Annotated in this window: 21 protein-coding genes; 15 read left to right on the top strand and 6 right to left on the bottom strand. The window is 34.9% G+C overall.

Annotated elements, in window-relative coordinates:
- Positions 1-401: 401 nt before the first annotated feature.
- The 3 genes from AWV75_RS19090 (at position 402) to AWV75_RS04440 (ending at position 2,652) form a co-directional block, all read left to right on the top strand.
- Positions 402-1,190, top strand: a complete 789-nt coding sequence (locus AWV75_RS19090) for a hypothetical protein (RefSeq protein ID WP_082711028.1) — start codon at positions 402-404, stop codon at positions 1,188-1,190.
- Entirely contained in the window at positions 1,187-1,615 is a 429-nt protein-coding gene (locus tag AWV75_RS04445) for a hypothetical protein (protein WP_231738000.1), read from the top strand. Before AWV75_RS19090 ends, AWV75_RS04445 begins: the two co-directional genes overlap by 4 nt.
- A gap of 239 nt (positions 1,616-1,854) precedes the next feature.
- Positions 1,855-2,652, top strand: a complete 798-nt coding sequence (locus AWV75_RS04440; RefSeq protein WP_060873223.1) for an RDD family protein — start codon at positions 1,855-1,857, stop codon at positions 2,650-2,652.
- 79 nt (positions 2,653-2,731) lie between these two features.
- Here the strand turns inward: AWV75_RS04440 and AWV75_RS04435 are convergent, their stop codons facing one another.
- Positions 2,732-4,156 carry an L-serine ammonia-lyase gene (locus AWV75_RS04435; RefSeq protein WP_060873222.1) on the bottom strand — a complete coding sequence of 475 codons (1,425 nt, stop codon included), beginning with the start codon at positions 4,154-4,156 and terminating at the stop codon, positions 2,732-2,734.
- Positions 4,157-4,560: 404 nt separating this feature from the next.
- On the opposite strand from AWV75_RS04435, the gene dnaK reads away from it, so the two are divergent.
- On the top strand, positions 4,561-6,471 hold the full coding sequence (gene dnaK / locus AWV75_RS04430; protein WP_060873221.1) for a molecular chaperone DnaK: 1,911 nt from the start codon (positions 4,561-4,563) through the stop codon (positions 6,469-6,471).
- Positions 6,472-6,586: 115 nt separating this feature from the next.
- Here the strand turns inward: dnaK and AWV75_RS04425 are convergent, their stop codons facing one another.
- The gene (locus AWV75_RS04425; protein ID WP_060873220.1) at positions 6,587-8,044 is read right to left on the bottom strand and encodes an aminotransferase-like domain-containing protein; all 1,458 of its coding nucleotides are present in this window, start codon (positions 8,042-8,044) and stop codon (positions 6,587-6,589) included.
- A 44-nt stretch (positions 8,045-8,088) separates the two neighbouring features.
- Positions 8,089-9,054, bottom strand: coding sequence for a GNAT family N-acetyltransferase (locus AWV75_RS04420; protein ID WP_231737998.1), 966 nt, complete (start codon positions 9,052-9,054; stop codon positions 8,089-8,091).
- Between the two features lie 295 nt (positions 9,055-9,349).
- Between AWV75_RS04420 and AWV75_RS04415 the strand changes: the two genes are divergently transcribed.
- Positions 9,350-11,347, top strand: coding sequence for a M4 family metallopeptidase (locus tag AWV75_RS04415; RefSeq protein WP_060873218.1), 1,998 nt, complete (start codon positions 9,350-9,352; stop codon positions 11,345-11,347).
- Positions 11,348-11,397: 50 nt separating this feature from the next.
- Here the strand turns inward: AWV75_RS04415 and AWV75_RS04410 are convergent, their stop codons facing one another.
- Both AWV75_RS04410 and AWV75_RS04405 read right to left on the bottom strand, forming a co-directional pair.
- A complete protein-coding gene (locus tag AWV75_RS04410; RefSeq protein ID WP_002991055.1) occupies positions 11,398-12,462 on the bottom strand; it encodes a nucleoid-associated protein in 1,065 nt (354 codons plus the stop codon).
- Positions 12,463-12,519: 57 nt separating this feature from the next.
- On the bottom strand, positions 12,520-13,062 hold the full coding sequence (locus tag AWV75_RS04405) for an IS1096 element passenger TnpR family protein (RefSeq protein WP_060873217.1): 543 nt from the start codon (positions 13,060-13,062) through the stop codon (positions 12,520-12,522).
- A gap of 225 nt (positions 13,063-13,287) precedes the next feature.
- Between AWV75_RS04405 and AWV75_RS04400 the strand changes: the two genes are divergently transcribed.
- The 10 genes from AWV75_RS04400 (at position 13,288) to AWV75_RS04355 (ending at position 22,205) form a co-directional block, all read left to right on the top strand.
- Positions 13,288-13,470, top strand: a complete 183-nt coding sequence (locus tag AWV75_RS04400; protein WP_231737996.1) for a hypothetical protein — start codon at positions 13,288-13,290, stop codon at positions 13,468-13,470.
- Positions 13,460-14,803, top strand: a complete 1,344-nt coding sequence (locus AWV75_RS04395) for a 2TM domain-containing protein (protein ID WP_060873215.1) — start codon at positions 13,460-13,462, stop codon at positions 14,801-14,803. The genes AWV75_RS04400 and AWV75_RS04395 overlap by 11 nt, the downstream gene beginning before the upstream one ends.
- 7 nt (positions 14,804-14,810) lie before the next feature.
- A complete protein-coding gene (locus AWV75_RS04390; protein ID WP_060873259.1) occupies positions 14,811-15,197 on the top strand; it encodes a hypothetical protein in 387 nt (128 codons plus the stop codon).
- On the top strand, positions 15,169-15,930 hold the full coding sequence (locus AWV75_RS04385; RefSeq protein ID WP_060873214.1) for a LytR/AlgR family response regulator transcription factor: 762 nt from the start codon (positions 15,169-15,171) through the stop codon (positions 15,928-15,930). Before AWV75_RS04390 ends, AWV75_RS04385 begins: the two co-directional genes overlap by 29 nt.
- A gap of 148 nt (positions 15,931-16,078) precedes the next feature.
- Complete coding sequence (locus tag AWV75_RS04380; protein WP_060873213.1) at positions 16,079-17,227, top strand: TlpA disulfide reductase family protein; 1,149 nt, start codon at positions 16,079-16,081, stop codon at positions 17,225-17,227.
- A 417-nt stretch (positions 17,228-17,644) separates the two neighbouring features.
- Entirely contained in the window at positions 17,645-19,150 is a 1,506-nt protein-coding gene (locus AWV75_RS04375) for a succinate CoA transferase (RefSeq protein ID WP_060873212.1), read from the top strand.
- Positions 19,151-19,263: 113 nt separating this feature from the next.
- On the top strand, positions 19,264-20,109 hold the full coding sequence (locus tag AWV75_RS04370) for a substrate-binding domain-containing protein (RefSeq protein ID WP_060873211.1): 846 nt from the start codon (positions 19,264-19,266) through the stop codon (positions 20,107-20,109).
- 17 nt (positions 20,110-20,126) lie between these two features.
- Positions 20,127-21,068, top strand: a complete 942-nt coding sequence (locus tag AWV75_RS04365) for a transglutaminase domain-containing protein (RefSeq protein WP_060873210.1) — start codon at positions 20,127-20,129, stop codon at positions 21,066-21,068.
- A 20-nt stretch (positions 21,069-21,088) separates the two neighbouring features.
- Positions 21,089-21,472, top strand: coding sequence for a DUF423 domain-containing protein (locus tag AWV75_RS04360; protein WP_060873209.1), 384 nt, complete (start codon positions 21,089-21,091; stop codon positions 21,470-21,472).
- A 43-nt stretch (positions 21,473-21,515) separates the two neighbouring features.
- Positions 21,516-22,205: a DUF4369 domain-containing protein gene (locus AWV75_RS04355; RefSeq protein ID WP_060873208.1), complete on the top strand. Its 690-nt coding sequence runs from the start codon at positions 21,516-21,518 to the stop codon at positions 22,203-22,205.
- Between the two features lie 44 nt (positions 22,206-22,249).
- On the opposite strand, the gene AWV75_RS04350 is transcribed toward AWV75_RS04355, so the two are convergent.
- Positions 22,250-23,581, bottom strand: a complete 1,332-nt coding sequence (locus AWV75_RS04350) for an NCS2 family permease (RefSeq protein ID WP_060873207.1) — start codon at positions 23,579-23,581, stop codon at positions 22,250-22,252.
- Between the last annotated feature and the right edge of the window lie 15 nt (positions 23,582-23,596).

The raw sequence follows: 23,596 nt of genomic DNA, 5'->3' as shown, positions 1-23,596 counted from the left end.
TGTACTGGGCTTTTTCTATTTATAAAATCGATTGAATTTTTCGTTTAGCGATAAAATCGTCAATGACAGAGAAGATGTGATTGCTATCTGTTTCTTAAAACTTAGATACATTCTAGAATGTGTATGCTGGTGTCTTTGTCAATACGCACGTCATCTTTACCAGTAAGGTAATCTAAGAAAACGTCTAATATATCTGCAATTTTACGAGCAATATTAATAGAGGAAAAACCTCGTTGCGTTCGTATCTACCCAAAACGTTTTTGTGAATAGCTAGTTGAGTCGCTAAGTCTGTTTGAAAAAGTCATTTTTATCAAATAAAGCCCTATTTTTATAGGAATAATTGCTCTTTGAAAAAAGGGTTAAGTTCACTCAAACAAAAAGGAGAGTAGGTGTAGAAGAATGTGGACCCGTTGGCGGAACAAGCACCTGGTTGGACTCCATATAGATATGGATTTAATAATCCTGTTAATTTTATTGATCCAACAGGAATGTTTGAATCTAAAAGTGAGGCTAAATCTTGGGCAAAAGAGAATAATATAAAAACAGGTTGGTTTAGAGATCATAAAATAAAGAAAGGAGAGGATGGCTCTTGGTCAGTTGATAATAAAAATGATGGAATTTCTTATTCTAGAGCAGATTCAGGAAAGGGTTATTCAACTGAACGATCAGATGGTGTAGTTGAGTCTACATTTGTTAGTAGAGAAAAGTTACATCCTTATTTTCATGCAACTCCATCTGGAGAATATGGAGCATATGCTCCAGATGCTATGAGTTTAGGGGGAGGATTTGGAGGAAGTGGCGGTTTTTTCTCAGTGAGTTTTAATATTAGTATAGCTGCAACACAAGAGGATATAGCATTAGTGATAGGAGGTAATTTTGATTTTGGATTAGAACTGACAAAGCCAGGATTTGCTGCTACAGGAAATTTAGGATTTTATGATAATTATGGAGGAAATGAGGATCTTTTAGATGGATTAGGAGGATATGATACTGGATGGACGGGGCAATTGGGGCCAGTTGGAATGTCTAGAACTCAATCATCTAATGAAAATGGAATAATTAGTAGTACAGGAGTTAAAACTACTACAATTAATTATGGACTGGGATTAGGGGGAGGATTGACTCGATCTAAATCAGAGGTTTATAGATTAAGTAATGGTATAAAAACATTTAAAAATTGGTTTAAATGAGAATTTTAAAAAGAGTTGGAGTTATCATGTTATTGTTTTCATTGTCTTCTTGTTTAGAGGTTGATTGTGAGGCAAATAAAAATTTGGTTTTAGCGGTAGAATGTTTGCAGATTTTAGAAAAAAAGCCATCAACAAGTGCGTATAATATGAATTCAGAAGGGATTCATTTAGAGACAGGAAGAAAGTGTAATTGTAAGGATGAGACAAGATGGTTGGCTAATTATGATCAATTGTTAGAAATCGGAGATACGATAATTAAGAGAAAAGGAGAGTTAGTTTTCTCTTTTCATAAGAAAGATACGATTATAGAAGTCAATTGGCGATGTGGTGGGCCGGATGACTATAAAATAATGATTAAAGGAGAGGTAGAAGATCATTTAACGATGGCTCAATTGAGACAGTTAAAAAAGAAACCTTTGTTTTAATCAATTTAAATTTCGGTACTTTGACTAGTGGTTCAACGAAAACTTGTTTTTTTAATCAGTAAGTATAATACCACAGGAAAAATGACAAGAATCAATCTGTTTTTGAGAATAAAACGTAGCTTTGGACGGTGTAAATAGGGAATAAGATATCTTATAGTAGGTAATAGGATCGACTGGTTTAATCGCTATTCTTGTTTGTACTTAATTTAAAAAAGTGTTGGGTAAAAAAATAAAATAAAATGAGAAACTCTCTGGTAAATCTATCGAGTAGAAAAAGGCGAATTGTTGCTTTGTTAATTGATCATAGTTTAATCACTTTCTTTATCATACTACTAAGTTTTGTACTACTAGGTGATAGTTTATTTAATGAGAAAGAATCCAGTATAAATGTAGGGATTATATTTGTTGTTGTACTATTAGGAGGTATGCTGTATTTAGCAAAAGATACCTATAAAGGAATGAGTATTGGTAAATGGATCTTGAATATTAAGGTATGTGATCAAGAGAATGAGGATCAAGTTCCTTCTTTTGGCAGATTAGTTGTACGCAATCTTTTTTTAATCGTATGGCCAATTGAGTTTTTTGTTTTAGCTAGTAGTAAGCAAAAGAAGAGATTAGGGGATAGGGTTGCAAAAACAGCTGTATTGAAAAATCATTCAGAAGGCTCAAAAAAGCTAAGAATTGTAGTATTAATAAGTGGGATAGTACTGTTTTGTGTTGTGCTGTTTATCATTATTGCAAGTACCATGAAAAAATCAGAGGCCTATAAAATGGCAATAACAGAAATAGAGCAAAACGAATATTTGATTAGTGAAATAGGAACTGTCGTAAATTATGGGATGTTTCCTACAGGGAATATCAGTGTTACAAATGGATATGGTCAGGCCTTATTAGAGATAAAGGTTATAGGAGTAAAGAAAACGGTTCAAGTTGTAGCTTATTTAGAAAAAGAACCGACAGGAGAATGGCAATTAATTGAAATGCAAAAAGAAGACGGAACTAGGTTGTATGTTTTACCTAGTCATTCGGATTTGTAATATAAAAACCCGCTAACCAAAAGATTAGCGGGTTTTATTTTTTAAGTCATAAACAGTAAGTCATAAACCGTCAACCAAATTAACAATCCGCTAAGTTTACAGCTACTGCCAATCCACCTTCTGAAGTTTCTTTGTATTTGTTATTCATGTCTTTAGCTGTTTCCCACATGGTGCTTACTACTTTATCCAACGGTACTTTTGCATTTTTAGGGTCCGTATCTAGCGCAAGTTCAGCCGCGTTAATAGCTTTAATGGCTCCCATGGCATTTCTTTCAATACATGGAATTTGAACCAATCCACCAATAGGATCACAAGTTAAGCCTAAATGATGTTCCATTGCAATTTCAGCAGCCATCATCACTTGTTCTGGACAACCGCCCATCAATTCACATAGTGCACCAGCAGCCATAGCACTAGAAACTCCAATTTCAGCCTGACAACCACCCATTGCTGCAGAAATAGTCGCCCCTTTTTTGAAGATACTACCAATCTCTCCTGCAACCAGTAAAAATTGTTTGATTTCTTTTTCTCCTGCTTTATGATTTTCAATCACCAAATAATACATCAATACAGCAGGAATCACGCCTGCACTTCCATTGGTTGGTGCAGTCACTACACGTCCCAACGAAGCATTGACTTCATTTACAGCCAGTGCAAAGCAACTGACCCATTTTAGGATTTGGCGGAAATATACCTTGGTTTTGCGAATCGTACCCAACCATTCTTGCGGAGTGGAATAAGGTAAATCGCTCTTTAGATTTTGATGGGAATCATATGCGCGTCTGCGGACATTTAATCCTCCAGGCAGAACCCCTTCAGTATGACAACCAATGTACATACACTCCAACATCGTATGCCAAACACGCATCAATTCATGGTGAATTTCATCCTCACTGCGCAGTGATTTTTCATTCTCATATACCAATTGGGAAACGGTCATGTTCTGTTCTTTGCAATACGCTAAAAGCTCAGTTGCTTTGTCAATAGGATAAGGAAAACTAGCCTTAATTTCATCGTTCTTCTCATTGGAAGCACTTTCTTCTTTGACAACAAACCCTCCACCAATGGAGTAAAACGTTGAGGTATAGATTTCTCCTGTTTGGGTTTCGACAGTAAAGGTCATTCCATTGGCATGGAAAGGCAAAAAGTTTTTATTGAAAACAATTTGAACCTTAGGATCAAAAGTAATGGGTAACTCAGCCCCTAAAATGAGGGATTTTGTCGTGTTGATTTCGGCAATAATGGCACCGATATTTTCTACAGGAACATATTCTGGATCCGCACCGCTCAGTCCTAGCATAACGGCTAAGTCTGTTGCATGTCCAATGCCAGTAAGTGAAAGCGAACCATATAAATCTACGGTTAGATTTTGTACTTGGTTAAATAGTTGACGCTCTTTCAGTTCTTTCAAGAAAAGCTCTGCTGCTCTCCAAGGACCTAACGTGTGTGAGCTCGAAGGTCCAACGCCAATCTTGAGCATATCAAAAACAGATATACATTCCATAATGTTGCATGATTTAATCGTTACGAAGATAAGTAAAAACTGTGGAGTCACAAGTAGAGGGAAGGGATTTAACGTATACAAAGTTTAACGTTTTAGACCTGAGAATACACCATAAAATAAGGAGAAAAAGAAGGGGAAATTGAAGAATATACAAAAGTATTAGGTTAAATGATAAGAATACTAAGGTTTTGGTTGTCATGAAAACTGACGAAAGGATAGGAGAATAGGAACGGAATGACGGACTAAGTGACAAAGTGACATTCTGTAATGTTTTTTTTTGCCTAAAATGAGTCAGAAATGGCAAAGATTGTTCTTGGCACAAAGATTGACTAATAGTAAGCGAGCCTGAGGTTCAAAAAACGAATAAGAAAAATTAAGTATAAAAGATAAACGATAAACATATTATGAGTAAAATAATTGGTATTGACTTAGGAACTACGAACTCATGTGTTTCTGTAATGGAAGGTAACGAGCCAGTAGTAATCACGAATGCGGAAGGAAAAAGAACAACACCTTCAGTTGTAGCATTTGTTGAAGGAGGAGAAATTAAAGTTGGTGATCCTGCAAAACGTCAGGCAGTAACAAACCCAACAAAAACGGTAGCGTCTATCAAGCGATTTATGGGTGAGAAATTCAGCCAAATTCCAAATGAAATTGCAGCTGTACCTTACAGCGTAGTAAAAGGAGATAACGATACACCTCGCGTTGATATTGACGGACGTTTATACACACCGCAAGAAATTTCTGCAATGACTTTACAAAAAATGAAGAAAACAGCAGAGGATTTCTTAGGACAAGAAGTAACAGAAGCTGTAATTACTGTACCAGCATACTTTAATGACGCACAACGTCAAGCAACAAAAGAAGCAGGTGAAATTGCAGGATTAAAAGTAAGACGTATTATTAATGAGCCTACAGCTGCTGCATTAGCTTACGGATTAGACAAAACAGGAAAAGATCAAAAAGTAGTAGTATACGATTTAGGAGGAGGTACATTTGATATTTCGATCCTAGAATTAGGAGATGGAGTATTTGAAGTATTATCTACAAATGGAGATACACACTTAGGAGGTGATGACTTTGATAACGTAATCATCAACTGGTTAGCAGAAGAGTTTAATAGTGCTGAAGGTGTAGATTTACGTAAAGATGCAATGGCATTACAACGTTTAAAAGAAGCAGCTGAAAAAGCAAAAGTAGAGTTGTCTTCTGCAACACAAACAGAAATCAACTTGCCTTATATTACAGCAACGGCTTCAGGACCGAAACACTTAGTGCAAACGTTGACAAGAGCTAAATTTGAGCAATTGTCTGATGATTTAGTACGTCGTTCTATGATTCCTTGTGAGAAAGCATTGAAAGATGCTGGATTATCTAAATCAGATATTGATGAGGTAATCTTAGTAGGTGGTTCAACACGTATTCCAAGAATTCAAGAAGAAGTAGAGAAATTCTTCGGTAAAAAACCACACAAAGGAGTAAATCCAGATGAGGTAGTAGCAATTGGTGCTGCTATTCAAGGTGGGGTATTAACAGGAGATGTAAAAGACGTATTGTTATTAGACGTTACACCACTTTCATTAGGTATTGAAACAATGGGTGGGGTAATGACAAAATTAATTGAAGCGAATACGACAATTCCAACGAAAAAATCACAAGTATTCTCTACTGCAGCAGATAACCAACCATCAGTTGAAATCCACGTATTACAAGGAGAAAGACCGATGGCAAACGACAACAAAACAATTGGTCGTTTCCACTTAGATGGTATTCCACCTGCACAAAGAGGTGTGCCTCAAATTGAAGTAACTTTTGATATTGATGCGAACGGAATTATCAAAGTATCTGCTACAGATAAAGGAACAGGTAAATCACATGATATTCGTATTGAAGCTTCATCAGGATTGACAGAAGAAGAAATCGAAAGAATGAAAAAAGAAGCAGAAGCAAATGCGGATGCAGATAAAAGAGCAAAAGAATCAGCAGATAAAATCAATGAGGCAGATGCTATGATTTTCCAAACAGACAAGCAATTGAAAGAATTTGGAGATAAGTTATCAGCAGCAAATAAAACTGCGATTGAAGGAGCTTTAGAGGAATTGAAAAAAGCATACGAAACAAAAGACGTTGCAACAATTACCCCAGCTTTAGACAAAATCAATGAGGCTTGGAAAGCAGCTTCTGAAGAAATGTATAAAGCACAAGCTGAGGCTCAACAAGGAGATGCACAAGGCGGTCAACCTAACCAAGGTGGAAACCAAGGAGGTGGAGATGCTGAAGGTCCTCAAGATGTTGAGTACGAGGAAGTAAAATAAGAACCCTAAAGTTTTTTATAGTTATAATTGAAGAACCGAGTCATCCAATGGCTCGGTTTTTTTTATTTTAACCCATAACCCATAACCCATAACCCATAACTCATAACCCAAAAACCTACTCTACACAAGCTTGATGGAAAATAGTCAAACAATGGTCTATTTCTTCCAGATTTAAATGGGCAAATCCCAAACGAATTCCCGTTAATTTTTTATTTTGATACAACAAGGTTGTCGGAATATAGAGGTTGTTGAGCATACATAATGCGCGAATTCGCATCAAATTGACAGGATACGTAAAGGTTAACCAAACTGCTAAATCACCTTCGGGAATAGTAAATTGAATGCGATCTCCAAATAAGCGAGTCAGTACACTACAAAAATAATCGCGTCTTTCTTTATATATTTTATTGACTTTTACTTGGTGTCGAAATAAAATACCTTCTTCAATTAATTCAGTTAAGGTATGCGTCGTAAAATAGTTTTTGTTCTCTTCTAATAAGGCTTTGTGCTTTTCTAATTCTTGAATTAGATTTGCTGGAGCTAAGAGTAAACCTGTGGTGAAATCGGAAGCTATTGCTTTGCCAATCGAACTGAGGTAAATAACCCTTCCTTTACGATCACTGCTTACTAATGGAAGAGGTGGGGTATGGTTGTAGTGAAAATCAAAATTAACATCATCTTCTAGTAAAATAAAATCATACTGTTGGGCCAATTGCAATAGTTTTACTCGCTGTTGAACAGCCAGGGACTGTGTCGTTGGATAGTGGTGATTGACCGTTAAGTATAGGAGGCGAATAGGTTTTTGTTGACATAGTTTTTCTAAGGCGTGTAAATCAATTCCTTCCTGACGGATAGGGATAGGATGTAACTGAGCCCCTGTATGTTGTAAAATAACATGACTGCCGTAATATCCATATTCGCTAATGGCTACTTGATCTCCTACTTGTAAGAGTAAAGATGCACAAAGGTATAACGCTGTTGTTGGACTAGAAGTTGTTAGAACATTGGCAGGTGCTGCCTGAATGTTACGCGTTACATTGAGGTAGTTAACAACCTGTTTTTTAAAGGCTAAATCTGCCTTTTTTGTATACGGGTCAAAATAGGTAACATGTTGTTTTCGCTTGAGATTAGCACTGAAAGTGGCGGCTAATTCTTCCTGTAACCCCAATCGAATATCTGGTGTACCATCAGTAAAAAAATAGTTGCAATTGTGTTGATGGTCTGCTAAATCTAAGCGATTGTCAACCTGAAAAGGATAAGCGGTTGTAGGAGGAAATGCGTTGGATTTAGTTTGAATCTGATTTTTTTTGTGCTGAACAAACGTCCCTTGGTTGGGATGACTCATGAGCCATCCTTGCGTAATGAGTTCATCAAAAGCAGCAATAATTGTATTGCGGTTGACCTGTAAAAGTGCAGCTAATTTCCTGCTTCCAGGAAGTTTTGTATCAATCGGAATAATGTTGCGCTGAATAGCATTGCTCAATTGATTGGCAATTTGCATATATACAGGAGTCGTAGACGTTTTGTCTAGCTGAATTAAACGATTGTATGGTATTTTAAATGATTGTGTCATGGTGTGAATGAAACCCAAATCTATACCAGCAAAAATAAGGAATATCAGTCGATTACACGGCGTGCTTGTAAAAGGTTTTCCACTTGAAACGTATAGCAATATTGAGGAATACTTCGAGCACCGAAACTTTCTTTCCAATACAATAGCCCTTTATTGAGCTGTTTAGGATTCAAATGACTACTACCTAAATCAAAATAGCGAACATCCCTTTGGTATTGTTGAATGAGCATGTAAATTAATAAGTCTAAAGCGCCTTTGTGGTTATCCGCTTCATTACCTGCAATGTACTGTAAATGCACAACATGAGGATGAATGAAAAGTGTGGTGCCTCCCACGAGTTCCCCTTGAATATTATATACATTCATTTGTTTTATGGACTGAGGAAAGGCTTGCCTAAGGGATTCAATTTCTTCAACGGTATGGACGGGAGTCGCTTGATAACGATCTTGTAGGCGAGGAATTAAAATGTGCTCCCAAAAAGAAACAGCAGAAGAATCCTCTTGAACCCAATATCCATTTTTGATTCCCTTTTGAATCATGCGCTTGCGATTGGTATTAAGAGGAAGAGGGGCTTTAAAATCAATCGTCGAAAGCATTTGCACGTGTTGGGTTGCTTGTAAGGCATGGCTAACAAAAGGCATAAGGCTGCTTACTGTATGTTGATAGATAAAAGGGATTTCGTTGAGAATAATAGCTTCCAACTGCTGTTCTTTACAATGCTCAGCAAGAAGCTCTAAAAGAGCTAAAAAAGTGGCTGTAGTCAGCGAAGCGCGGTGGATAATTCCTCCATAACTCAGTCCAAAATGACTACACAAGACCGTGTCATTGGTGTGAGCAGGGAGTAAAGCGATTAAACGGCCACCTTCATAAAATAAAAGCGAGTGATCACAAAAGCGATCCTGATGATAATCCATAAAATTTCTGTGAAACAAAAAACTAGCCGGATTGACTTGCTCCAAAAAGCAATTCCAATCGTCTTTATAGTCCGAATTGTAAAGTACTACTTTCAAATGACAAAGGTTTTTCTGTATAGAAACGTAATTATAGGGAGATAAAATTACTTTTGGAAACTTTAAATCAAAATAAGATGTTAAAAAATAAATTGCTTCTGTCCTTTTTTACTTTTGTTTTTGAAAGGATGTGTTGTAAAAATTTGATTTAATATTTAATTCCGATAAAAAACGGAAGTTACTGTGTTTAAACAGTGTTAAATCTTTAATGATGTTGTTTTGTTAAGTAATTGTTAGGTAATTTTTGGTATATTTCGGAATAATTTAAACCCAATCTAAATAGTTAAAATAGCCCATGAAAAAAAAATACCTAAAAGCCCCTCTTTTATATGTAGCATTAGCTTCTTTTCTTGTTGTAGGAAATGGATATGCTGACATCACTAAAATTGATTTAGGAAATCACGTAGAAGTTTATGCTACAGATTTGCCGACGTATAAGCCCCTTAATACTTATGGTTCATTTGCAATTCGCATGAATCAAAAGAGCAATTTAACGGAACAAGAATTTTTAGCAAAAGCAAATGAGTTCTTTGGATTAAATGATACGAATACATTCGAATTACTGAATAGTTATACTGATGCTCGTGGTGCAGTACACAATACCTACCAACACTATGTAGGGAAATACCCTGTGGATGGACAAATGTTTATTGTTCATAGCAAAAAGGGAAAAGTAACAGCAGTTAATGGAACGATTATTAATATTGAAAATAAAAAAAGTCTATATAGTTTAAGAGGAAATATACACAGAAAACCAACAATTACGAGTAAAGACGCAGTGAGTATTGCTTTTAAAGTAAACCAAATTGCAGAAAAGCCAGAGTTAGATGCTACTGTTGAAACAGTTTTTATTCCCTCTATGAAAGAAGATGGTGTATTTGTCTTAGCTCATAAAGTAAGAGTTGATGAAATGTCCTCTAGAAGAGTAATCAGCAAAAATGTGTATGTAAGTGTGGAAAATGGAGAAGTGGTAAATGAAGTATCGTTAATCGCACATGCAAATGTTCCAGGTAGTGGTGATGGTCAATATCGTTCAAATTTACCTTTGGGATTAACTGAGGTGAGTGGGAGATATCAACTATATGACAATGAAAGAAAAATAACAACGTATGACGCGAGTGCGATGCGTGATGAACGTGATTTCTTCTTTGGAAGAGGACCCGTATTTAACAATGCTACAACTACATTTCCTAAAAATCCAGCAAATGAAATTCATTGGGGATTAGCGAATACCTATGATTACTATAAAGAAATCCACAATCGTGATAGTTATGACGCACGTGGAGGGAAGCTTAATGCCTATTATAATCCAGTATTCTTAGATGGTGATGACAATTCGGGGATGCCTGAGAATGCATATGCTATGCCATATGGAGAAATGAGTCATATGGTGTTTGGTCGTGGATCAGCTATGTTTAATCCATTAGTAGCAATCGATGTAGCTGCTCATGAGTATACTCATCTAGTTATAGCGAATAATGGGAATGATGGATTAAAGTATCAAGGAGAATCAGGAGCTTTAAATGAAGGATTTGCTGATATTTTTGGAACTTCTGTTGAACATTATGCGGTGAATGATGCCGATTGGTTAATGGGGAAAGGAATAATAAAATCGGGGGGATATTCTTTTATGAGAGATATGCAAGATCCTAAAAATAATCGTCCAGGTGGAAAACAACCGAATACCTATAAAGGAGAACATTGGGCAAGTACTGGTTTTGGTGCAGCTGATGCAGGTGGAGTACATACTAATAGTGGCGTAATTAATTATTGGTATTATTTAATCAGTGAAGGAGGATCTGGAGTTAATGATAAGGGAGATGATTATGTTGTTTCTGGTGTTGGAATTAAAAAAGCAGAACAAATTGCTTATGAGACACTCAAGCTATTAACGAATAATGCACAATATATTAATGCAGTTGAACAAAGTAAAATGGTTGCAGAAGAATTATACGGAGTAGATTCAGAAGAGTATTTTGCTGTACACGATGCTTGGTATGCTGTTGGTTTTGGTGAAAGACGTCCAAATATGGGAGTAGAAGATTTTGAATTAGCAGAAGACGTATTTAGTTTATATCCTAATCCAGTTACCAACGGGGAATTAACGGTATTAACAAAAGATGATAAAGGAATAGTTGCCTTCTACAACATGGCAGGACAAAAAGTAACACAAGATTTTACGGTAGAAAAAGGAGAGAATACATTGCGTATTCCACAACTGAAAACAGGAAATTATATCGTGATTTACGAAAGTAAGGAGAGAAAGATTTCAGAGAAAATCATCGTAAAATAAAAGCATAAAAAAACCGAGATAAAAGTCTCGGTTTTTTTTATATCCTGTAATTATGATTTTTGTTCTTTGTTGAAATATACCAAGTAGTAGTACATTTGCTTTTCTTCATCCCATCCTTTTTCTACAAATTTATCTGCACTTTCTGGATTAATGAAATCAAGTTTAATCTGAATATTCGTGTCTAAATTAATCACGTTTTTAATTTTTTTACGTGCATCAGATACGGCATTATTGGCAATAGGAAATGATGTTGTATCTTCAATACTGTATTTTTCTCCTTTATCTACTTTGTAGTTTTTAAATTCAGAAATTAAATCAGGATTGTCAATTACTTCATTTAAGAAGTTTGTTTCTTCAAACTCGTCATTTTTAGCAAAGTAGTTTACTGAACGGTTCATGAACATTACTTCTTCTTTCTTATCTTCTGCAGGTAAAACAACGTCTTTAGCAAAGTCTTGACAGAATTTTAAATATTTTTTTGTCATAAATGCCTCATCCTGGAAGATGTCTACACTTAAAAAGTGCTCCAACCAGTAACGAGCATCATAGCGGTTACTATCGATAGTTAAGATTTTGTATCCTTCTTCTTTTTTGTAATTGAAGATAATACAACCTTTATCTAACTTATTCAAGTTGATTCCTTGTTGTAAGATCATTTCTAAATTCGAACCGTTTTCTTGAAATTGTAAGAAATCAGATTTAATCTCACTTTTGAAAATTCCAATCGCATCAACTACATTATTGTCAATTGAAGTATTCGTTAAATAAGTAACATAAACTTCTCCATTTTTAATATGCGGATGATTCGATTGCTCGAATAAATGTTTGGTTATTTTTTGAGAGATCTCATGTGCTTTTTCAGAAGAAGGTGCATTAAATAAATCTGCTGCATAATTAAACATATCGTTGAATTCTAAATCAACATCATGAACAAATTGAAAATAACTTTCTTCTTTCTCGCGGAAAGGTTTGAAAAAGTACTCTTTTAATAAAGGAGCAATCTCATCGTTTAAGCTATAAGGTTCATCTGATAAAAAGATGGCTTCGTTTCTACTTTTATTTCCCACTCTGTGGATAGATAAAGTTTCTACGTGTGCATTAAAAAGGTTGATCATAATAGTTAAATATGTAGTAGATCTTTTTTAGATCTGTTATTTTTAGATGTAAAAAAATTAGTAATTATCCTCTCCGTAGTCTGTAAAGCTATCATCGCCTTCAAACATATCGTAATCTTCTTCATCATAATCATCGTCAAAATCTCCAAAAATATCGTCATTCGATACTGGACCAGCAGAAAATGATTTAGTCGGAATTTCGTCTGGTAAAATACCATGAGAAAATAAAAGCTCAGGATACAATATTCCTGGTTCTTCTTCCTCAATTGCAGCTAATTCAACGAAGAACGTCCACATATTAAGAAAATCATACACATAGATAATTTTGGTCTGATCTTCATCTAAAACAGTATTGATAGGTGTAGAACCCATTGTTTTTCCTGCATCTTGATCATCACTCATATCAAAAAGAGAAATTTCTTCCTCTTGTTGAGCCCAGCTATCATCACACGCATAAAATGAAGCCGCTTCCATACCGTCAAAGCCAAAAGCATTCACAATAGCATTGTGTAAATCTTCTAGCGTATCGTCTTCTAAAATAGCAATATCACGAAAAATATCTTCCTCAGTATCAAGGATAACTCTGAATTTATAAACCATAATTTTTTAAACCGATTAGAAATGCAAATTTATAACTATTATTAAGTCTTTGGGTATAATTTGAGGTCTTTTTATTAACAGTTAAACAACTCGTTTCTCTTAGTTGGAAATCAAAACCTTACTCTCTTTTACAGTTCATCCTCCTAAAACTACAGTTCGTCCAAACTTATTTTTATATGCTTCCGAATCTAGTAATCTTTGTACCACAAACCAACCAAAGTACCTATGAAATTTATATTTTTGATTATTGTAATGTTGACACAATTTGCCCTTCAGATGGGAACAAGTTGGTCTGCTAGTACCTCTTATAACCAAGAGGGAAACAGTCAAGGTATTGCAACAACAAAAGAAGAACCAGAAACTCCTATAAAGAAAGTAAAAAAGGATAGCAAAAAAAATGAAAAATAATTATGTAAAACTCGTGCTCTTGGCTTTTATCGTATTCATTCTGTTTACGAAAGTGCTCAAGTTGCGTTTTATGGATTTATCCTTGTTTTTAGGGTATCTCGTCTCTTTTGTAGGCATTATTATTTTAATGAACCAATACTGGAAAGAGAACTACTGGAAGAAGTTTGCAAAATCGTTGGATGGCAAGGAAAATAGTGTACACAAAGTCACGGCTATTGTAACCGCAATTAACTTTGGGTTTATTTGGATGATATGTCTGGCCTTGAAGATTTTTGATGTCCATTTTATTGGAAATAAAACGTTCTATTACTTCATGGACTCTAGTAGTTTCAGCGCCATCTTTAGCACTGCTTTTTTCTTTAGTATTCTCGTGTATATTTATTACTATACTTATTTTACGTCTTTGGATAAAAAAATGAGTATCAACGAGCAAAAAGTGATTACAGGTAGTGTATCAGCTCAATTTGAAAGTTTAAAAAATCAATTAGACCCTCATTTTTTATTCAATAGTCTCAATGTACTCAATGCATTGATTGAAGAGAATCCCGAGAAAGCACAAGAGTTTACGAGCGGATTATCCAAGACCTATCGCTATATTTTAGACCAAAAAAACAAAGAACTAGTGCCTTTGGAAGAGGAATTGGATTTTGCTCAAACATATATCGAATTGCTCCAAATGCGCTTTGAAGAGAGTTTAACCTTTGAAATCGAACAAGAAATAAAGCAAGAAGGAGCCAAGGTGGTTCCCTTGTCCTTGCAGTTGTTACTAGAAAATGTGATCAAACACAACAAAGCAACTTCTACAAAACCTTTGCATATTGTGATCAAACAAGAGAATGGCTATTTAGTTGTAGAAAATAACTTGAATTTGCGCCAAGTCAATGAGGATAGAAAGGGAATTGGGCTAACCAATATCGCCGATCGCTATGCCTTATTGACGAATAAACCAATCAAAATTGACCAAACAGAAACAACATTTACAATACGAATTCCGATATTAACTAAACTTATTGAACCTATGAGAATTATTGATGTACAAGAAAATGAACAAGAAATATTGATTCAAGCAAAGAAAAACGTGGAGAAAATGAAGAAGTTCTATGCTCACCTTACCATGTATATTATGGTGAATACCTTTTTAATTGTATTGAACTTGATGACTGATGCCAGATTTATGTGGAGTTTAATCGTTGTGCTTTCCTGGGGAATTGGGCTAGTAGCCGATTGGATGAAAACGTATAACTATCACTTTTTCTTAGGAAAAGATTGGGAAGACCGAAAAATCCGTGAATACATGGATCAGCAAAATAAACGTACCAATAATTGGAAATAAAGAGAAAATGGATTTTTATACCAAAGAAGTAGAACAAAAATATCAGAATTATAAGCGCAAAAGAGTAGGGTATTTGTACGGTCTTTCTATTCAAGTTTTTGTATGGTTACTATTCACAGGTGTTATGCTTTACCAGCAGCTTGTGGGATTTGATCAGGTGGTAATCGGAATTCATACTCCTACATATAAAAGTTCAGAGCGAATGTTTTATGAATTACCTTTGTGTTGGTTGGTGCTTCTGATAGTGCAGTTTGTTTTTTACTATGCAGAGCGAATACCGCTTTTGTCGCAATGGCAAGATCGCTTAGAACGCAAAGAATTTGAACGGTTGAAAAATACATACGAATATCAATTGAAAATAAAAGATGAAATCACTTCGCATAGTCATTATTGAGGATGAAAAACCAGCTGCACGCTTGTTGGAACGCAAAATAGAAAAATTAGGGTATCAAGTATTGGAAATGATAACTAGCGTGGAAGATGCAATTCAATGGTTTCAGCAAAATGAAGAGCCAGATTTAATCTTTTTAGATATCCAACTATCAGATGGTTTGTCATTTGAAATATTTGATCAAGTGACCGTTAAAAGTGCGATTGTTTTTACAACAGCCTATGATGCTTATGCTTTGCGTGCTTTTAAGCTGAACAGCATTGATTACCTATTAAAGCCAATTAGTGATGCAGATTTGAAAGGAGCCATTGATAAATTCAATGATCAACGCGCGTCTTTCTTCGCTTTTACAGAACAATTGAATCTCTTTAAATCTTTTCTATCCACAACACCGAAAGAAAATAAAGAACGGTTTTTAATTAAAATTGGCACGCAATTAAAGATTGTCCCGATTGGAGAGGTGGCTTGTTTTTTCAGCACAAATAAAATAACCTACCTCAAAACAAAAGAAGGTAGAGATTATATCTTAGATCATTCCCTCGATGAAATTGAAAAAACCATTGAAGTAGAACAGTTTTTTCGCATAAGTCGTAAACACATTGTTGCTGTGGACGCCATTAAGGAAATTACAGCTTATAGTAATTCTCGTTTAAAATTGAGCTTACAGGTTGATTTTGAGGAAGAATTAATTGTAAGTAGGGAAAAAGTTAATGATTTTAAGCTTTGGCTTAGTTAAACGATTTGTTTTTTTGTTGAAATAAACAACGAAAATTCAACTATTCTTGATTCAGAGGGAATATTAACTAATTTATTAACGCAACTTCTTTTTGATATCTTGATTTTATTAATACTTTTACAAAGACGTAAAATTATAAATCATTAATATGAAAAAATTAGCAGTTGTTTTGCTAGCATTAGGAATGTTTTCATGTAAGCAAGATAATACAATTGAGATTACTACGAAAGATGTTGCCAATGATACAAAAGTAGAAATCATGACTTCAGAATTGGGTAATCCTTCTCCAACTGTTGTTTACACAGGAACTATAAAAGACAATAAATTAGTTTTTGAAAATCCATTTACTGAGTTTGAAGAAGCTTATATGGTGTTAGGTGGAGAAATGCAAAACAATGTGTTTTTCATCGGAGAACCAGGACATATTACAATTTCAGTGACTAAAGATCAACCAACAGAAACTGTATTAGGTGGAAGTGAAAATAACCAAAAGCTTCAAAAATTACAAGATGAAGTAAAACCAACGGTTACAAAATTAAGAACTTTTATTGATGAGAATCAAATGAATTTAATGCAATTAAGTCAATCGAATGAAGAGGCTGATCGCGCTAAATTTGAAGCTCTTCAAAATGAATACAAAGGATACATTGACAATATCAATGAGGTGTATAAAAAACACCAACAAGATAATGCAAATAATGCTTTCGGATTGTTGTTACTTTCTCAACAAATGATGTCTTCTCAAGATGGAGAAACTGATTTTGTAAAAGAATTCGATAAATTTTCTGCAGAATTAAAAGAATCAAAAGTTGGAAAGAAAATTGATTCGATGCTTAAAATGATGAATTTATCAGAAGAAGAAACTGCAGGATTGAAAGTAGGAGATATCGCTCCAAACTTTACAAGTAAAACACCAGATGATAAAGAATTATCATTAGAAGAATTCAAAAAAGGAAAAAAATTAGTTTTAATTGATTTTTGGGCTTCATGGTGTGGACCTTGTCGTGTTGAGAATCCAAACGTAGTTAAATTATACAACGGATTTAAAGCAAAAGGATTGGATATCATCGGAGTATCTTTAGATAAAGACAAAGATAAATGGTTGCAAGCAATCGAAAAAGATGGTTTAGTTTGGGGACAAGTTTCTAACTTACAATTCTGGAATGATGAAATTGCTGCTGAATATGGTGTACAAGCTATTCCTGCAAACTATTTAATCAATGAAAAAGGAGAGATTTTAGCGATCAATTTATATGGTGAAGAATTGTACCAAAAAGTTGAAGAGCTATTAAAATAGACAAATAATTCCTTCTGCTAGGAGGAAATTTGAACAAATAGAAAAAGCAACAGCCAAACGCTGTTGCTTTTTTTTATGGAAATACCTTGAGAATAGGACTAAAAAGGAGTGAAATTGAAATAGTGTTAAAACGCTTTGGAATGTGTGGATTTTCGGCTTGTTTTTTAAAAAATTAGAAAGAAAAATAGGTCATAAAATAGAGATGAAGAAATGAGAAAAAGAGGCTTTTTTTGTTTTTAGGAAGAATACTAAGGTTAAATTACGATTATAATTTTAATATCTTAAAATACAGATTATATAGTTAATCTTTTATATTAATTGAAATGTATAATCATATAAATCGTACGATGTTTTTAAAAACCTATTAAATATTAATAAAAAGTTCTATTTTTAAGCAGCTAACAAAACGATTGAGAAATGACAACAGAAGATTCTAATTTAGACAGAATCAAGTTCGGTCCATATAGAGATCGAATCCTAACTGCAGAAAAAGCAGCCTTATTAATTCACGATAAAGCCATTGTAGGAGCTAGTGGTTTTACCAAAGCAGGAGATAGCAAATCTGTGTTACCTGCTTTTGCTCAAAGAGCAGCCAATGAAAAAGTAGCCATTACCTTAATTACGGGTGCTTCTTTAGGGCAAACAACAGATGCCGATTTAGCAAAAAACAACGCTTTAATTCGAAGAATGCCCTTTCAGGCTGATTCAGATTTAAGGCATGCAATTAATAGCGGTCAGGTGAAATATATTGACCAACATTTAAGCGAAACAATTGAACAATTACAAGAAAAACATATTCCACAAGTCGAAATTGCAATTATTGAAGCTACTTATATTAATGAAGAAGGCTTTATAATCCCAACAACATCGATTGGAAATTCTGCTTATTTTGCAAGTGTAGCTAAAAAGATTATCATCGAAGTCAATACAGCTATTCCATTAAGCGTTGAAGGTATTCACGATAATAGTGTGCCAATTAAACAACCACGAAGAGAAATGATTCCAATTCACACGGTAAAAGACCGCATTGGAGAGTCGTTTATCCGTTTAGATCCGGATCGTGTGGTAGCAGTTGTTTTTTCAAGTATTGAAGACACGCCTGCAATCTTACCAGAACCAGATGTGAAAACAACAGCGATTTCAACGCATTTGTTGAATTTCTTTGAAGCTGAGGTGAAAAAAGGAAACCTAACTGAAGCCTTGTTGCCTTTACAGGCAGGTATTGGTAAAGTTGCTAATGCAGTATTGACCGGATTTATTGATGGTCCATTCAAAGACCTAACGATGTATTCAGAAGTATTGCAAGACAGTACGTTTGATTTGATTGATTCTGGAAAAATGGTTTTTGCCTCCGGATCGTCAATTACAGTAACAGAAGCTTGCTATGAAAAAATCATCAACAATTTCGATCAATACAAAGATAAATTAGTGTTGCGTCCACAAAACATCAGTAATGCTCCAGAGGTAATTAGAAGGTTGGGGATTATTGCAATCAATACAGCGATTGAGTTTGATATTTATGGAAACGTAAACTCTACTCACATCAGTGGAAATAAAATGATGAATGGTATTGGTGGATCTGGTGATTTTGCGCGAAACGCGTACTTGAGTATTTTCGTAACACAAGCGGCATCAAAGGAAAATAAGATTTCACACGTATTGCCTATGGTGTCACATGTGGATCATACAGAACACGATGTTGATATTTTAGTTACCGATCAAGGTTTAGCTGATTTACGTGGTTTATCCCCTCGTGAGCGTGCTGAGGTAATTATTGAAAATTGTGTACACCCAGATTACAAAGAAGAAATAAGAGATTACTTTGAACGAGCGAAAGAATTAGGTGGGCATACCCCTCATATTTTGGAAGAGGCGTTCAAATTTCATACACGTCTAAAACAAACAGGTTCTATGAAACCATAGCCATTAAAATCTCTACACTAGTTGTAGAGATTTTTTTTTCTTCTACGCGATTTCCCAATCTTTAAGACGTACTTTTTATTATCTTAGCAGTAAAATGTATAGGACGTATAAAAATGAAAGAAGTTAGAATTGTTGGAGTACCAGAACACTTTAATTTACCTTGGCATTTGTGCTTGGAAAATGGAGAGTTTAATGCAATTGGAATTGATTTACAATGGACAGACATTCCAGAAGGAACCGGTAGAATGTGTCAGATGTTACGCCAAGAGGAAACCGATTTAGCTATCATTTTATCCGAGGGAATTATCAAAGATATAACTGCTGGTAATGCAACTTCAATTATACAAGAATACGTAGCCTCTCCTTTGTTATGGGGGATTCATGTAGCTGCTGATTCACCTTTTCAATCTCTTGCAGATTTAGAGCACAAACGAATCGCCATTAGCCGATTAGGGTCAGGCTCTCATTTGATGGCTATTGTACATGCCAAACAGATGAATTGGAATTTAGACCAACTGGAATTTGTGCTTGTGGATACTTTGGATAAAGCAGTCGTAGCCTTGCAAAATAAAGAAGCAGATTATTTTATGTGGGAGCGCTTTATGACACAACCTTTAGTCGATCAAAAAATATTCAGAAGAATTGGAGAATGCCCAACACCGTGGCCTTCTTTTGTTTTGGTCGGTCGTCGTGAGTTTGTTCAAAATAACCGCGCTTTAGTCGATAATATACTGGAGGTCATCAATGCTACAACCTCAGAATTTAAGTTTATTCCGAGTATTGATCGAACATTAGCAGCACGCTACAACCAAAAAGTAGAGGATATTAAAGATTGGTTGTCTTTAACACGTTGGTCGCAAAGGCAATTATCTAAGGCAAATTACAATAAAATACAACAGCAATTAGTCGATCTTCAATTGATCGATACACCCAAGCAATACGAAGATATTAAAATGTAATTTTTTCTGATTTACAGATGAACAATCAAGAAGTACAAATTATTAAAAAGAAAAAGAAATGGTATGAGTACCTGAGAATTCCTTCTCCATGGGACTATATCATAATTTTTATATTGAATGTACTCTTGACAGTTCCGATTTTTATTATTGTGCATCAAAATATAATCGATCCAGAATGGCCGTATCATTTGGATCGTATTTTACTTTGCATCGTAATATTAGCGGTTTTTCAGTTTATTCTGTACAAATTAAAATCCATTTTGTTTATCTGTATCTTGGCCTATTTGGGAATCTTTTTCATCGGTACTTCACATGAGGATTATGATTTGGAATCTATTTTTGATGATTATCGCGTGATGATTTACGCTATGGCAAGTACGCAAAATCCACAGGATTTAATTATATCTAAACTTCTGCCTTTTCCCAATAAATCCAAAGTGATTAAGGCGATTGAGTATGATAATCCCAAAGTTCGCAACTTTGCTTTATTAGCTACAACAAAGAACTTCTCTAAAGTACAGGGATATGGAGAGTACAGACAAATCATCCAGTGTTTAGCCATTTTTAAAGAAGTGCGTACGCGTTGGAATTACGTCAATGACCCCAAAGGAAGAGAATATATTGCAACTGCTTCGGAATCGTTGATTCACTTTTCAGGAGATTGTGATGACTATTCTATTCTAATGGCCGCCTTGGTACGTTCAATTGGTGGAACACCGCGCTTGATACACACCAAAGAGCACATGTATCCAGAAATGCTGATTGAAAATAAAGCGCATCTGGAAAAGGTTATCTTCTTGATTAAAGAGGTGCTTTTTGTGGAAGAGAGTAAAGGGAAGGAAGTACATTATCACGTCGATGAACGCGGACAAATCTGGTTGAATTTAGATTATACTGCGCGTTATCCAGGTGGACCTTTTATGTCCGAAGAAATTTTAGGGCAGCTGACTTTGAATTAAATGATAGAAAATTAAATACAATGGATATTACAAATACAACAGCACTTTATGCAGGAAGTATTTTTGGTGCTTTAGCTATTATATTTGGTGCTTTTGGCGCACATGCGTTAAAAAAATACATGGATACCGAGCGATTGGAAAGCTATGAAACAGGAGTGAGATATCAAATGTATCATGCTATTTTGCTTTTGGTTATCGGTATACTGCCTCAACGCGAATACACTTATTACGCAACGAATCTTATTATCATTGGAGTGATTCTATTTTCTTTTAGTATTTATGGACTTGTATTAAGCGCAACCTTTGGAAAAAAAATAAAAATACTAGGGCCTATTACACCTATAGGAGGATTGGCATTAGTTGCAGGATGGATAATGCTGTTTATGGCTTTTTTATCTTTGTAATTCTAGTTAAATAAGGTTAATTTTGTGCATTAAATTAAATGCTATGAAAAAACATATACAAGTGTTATTGCTTGGAATAGCGGTAGTACTTACTGCTTGTAATTCGAATACGCAATTCGAAATAGAAGGAACCTTGGCTCATGTACCTGATGGAGAAGTGATTTATTTGAATAAAGTCACGGAAACTAACGCAAACGAATTAATTAAGCTAGATTCTATTGTGGTACAGAATGAAAGGTTTAAGTTTGTAGGTAAAGTAGAACAACCAACCTTAGGTTTTTTATCTTTTCGCGATCAAAAGGGAAGAATTCCTTTGTTTATTGAAAGCGGAAAAACGCAAGTTACCATTGATCAAGATAATTTCACTTCCTTTGCATTAAAAGGAACGCCTAATAATGAAACGTTAAGTGAATTTGAACGAAATTTGAGCTTGTATAAATACAATATCCTTACATATCAGGGACAACAGCAACAAGTGTATATGGAAGCCTTACAACAAAAGGATGAGGCTAAAATGCAACAAGTGTTACAAGGATTTAAAAAATTACAAGAAGATGAACAGTTGTTTATTTCTAATTATTTAAATCAACATCAAACGTCTTTAACTGCGCTCTACTATTTATATTTTACTAGTAAAGAGGATGTTTCTCAACTGAAAACGGTGTATGATAACCTTTCAGAAACAGATAAAAAATCAAACTTAGCACGATTAGCAGCCGAAAAAATAAAATAAGTATAAAAAATAAGCCCTACAATTTTGTTGTAGGGCTTATTTTTTTATAGGGCATCTAAGATTATTTTGACTAAAAATAATAGGGATAAAATACAAAGTGTCGGACTGACATCTCTGTGTTGTCGAGTTCCTACTTTGAAAAGAGTAAAACTCAACATACCAAATACAATTCCTTCTGCAATACTATAGGTAAAGGGCATAAAAACAATGGTGATGAAAGCTGGTAGCGCTTCTGAAAAATCAGAAAAATTAATATGGACTACAGAGCTAATCATAAATAAACCCACAATAACTAAAGCTGGTGCTGTTGCAGCAGCGGGAATAATTAAAAACAAAGGCGCAAGAAAAATAGACAAGGCAAACATACAAGCCACACTAACGGCAGTTAATCCTGTTCGTCCACCTGAGGCAACTCCCGATGCACTTTCTACATACGAAGTAACAGAACTTGTTCCTAAAACGGCACCAAAGGTCGTTCCTATAGCATCGGTTAGTAACGCTTTTTTCATTTGTGGAAAATTGCCATTTTCATCTGCGATTCCCGTTTTGGAAACAACGCCGATCAACGTTCCAATTGTGTCGAATAGGTTGACAAATAAAAAGGTAAAAACCACAATAACCATATCAATTGAGAATACACTAGAAGCTGATTCAGGAGAAAATAAGAAGGCTATTGCTTTTCCAAAAGTAGGCTCCATAGATGGAGGAGCCGTAATTAAACGTGTTGGAAGATGAACATCACCTAATAGGATGCCGAATAAAGTAGCTACAACAATTCCAATGAGAATGGAACCATTGACATTTTTAATTAACAAAATCCCTGTGATTAAAAGTCCAGCTAAAGCAATCCAAACACTGTGTTGGCTGAAATCACCTAAGGTTACAAGTGTATTGGGATTGCTAACCACAATACCGGCACTTTTTAGACCAATTAAGGTAATAAAAAGCCCAATTCCAACAGGAATAGCTTCTTTTAGCACTTTGGGTATATTGTTGACAATAAGTTCTCGAATATTGAAAATCGTGAGTAAAAGGAAAATTAAACCCGCTAAAAATACCCCCGTTAAGGCAAATTCCCAGCTATAGCCCATCGTCAGTACTACTGTGTAAGCAAAAAAGCTATTCAATCCCATACCTGGAGCTTGTGCAATAGGCAATTTTGCCATAAATCCCATCAATAGTGTTGCGCATACCGTAGCAAGTGCTGTTGCCATGAATACGGCTTGTTTGTCCATTCCTGCATCTGCAAGAATATTGGGATTAACAACTAAAATATAAGACATCGTTAAGAACGTAATCACTCCAGCCATCATTTCTTTTTTGATGCTAGTGTTGTGTTTACTTAACTGAAAGTAATTTTCTAAAAAGGTTTTCATTGTGTTGTTGAATTA

The organism is Myroides odoratus (assembly GCF_001549985.1).
Lineage (GTDB): Bacteria > Bacteroidota > Bacteroidia > Flavobacteriales > Flavobacteriaceae > Flavobacterium > Flavobacterium odoratum_A.
The sequence above is the reverse complement of the archived record's forward strand: the minus strand, read 5'-3'. Positions and strand labels throughout refer to the sequence as shown.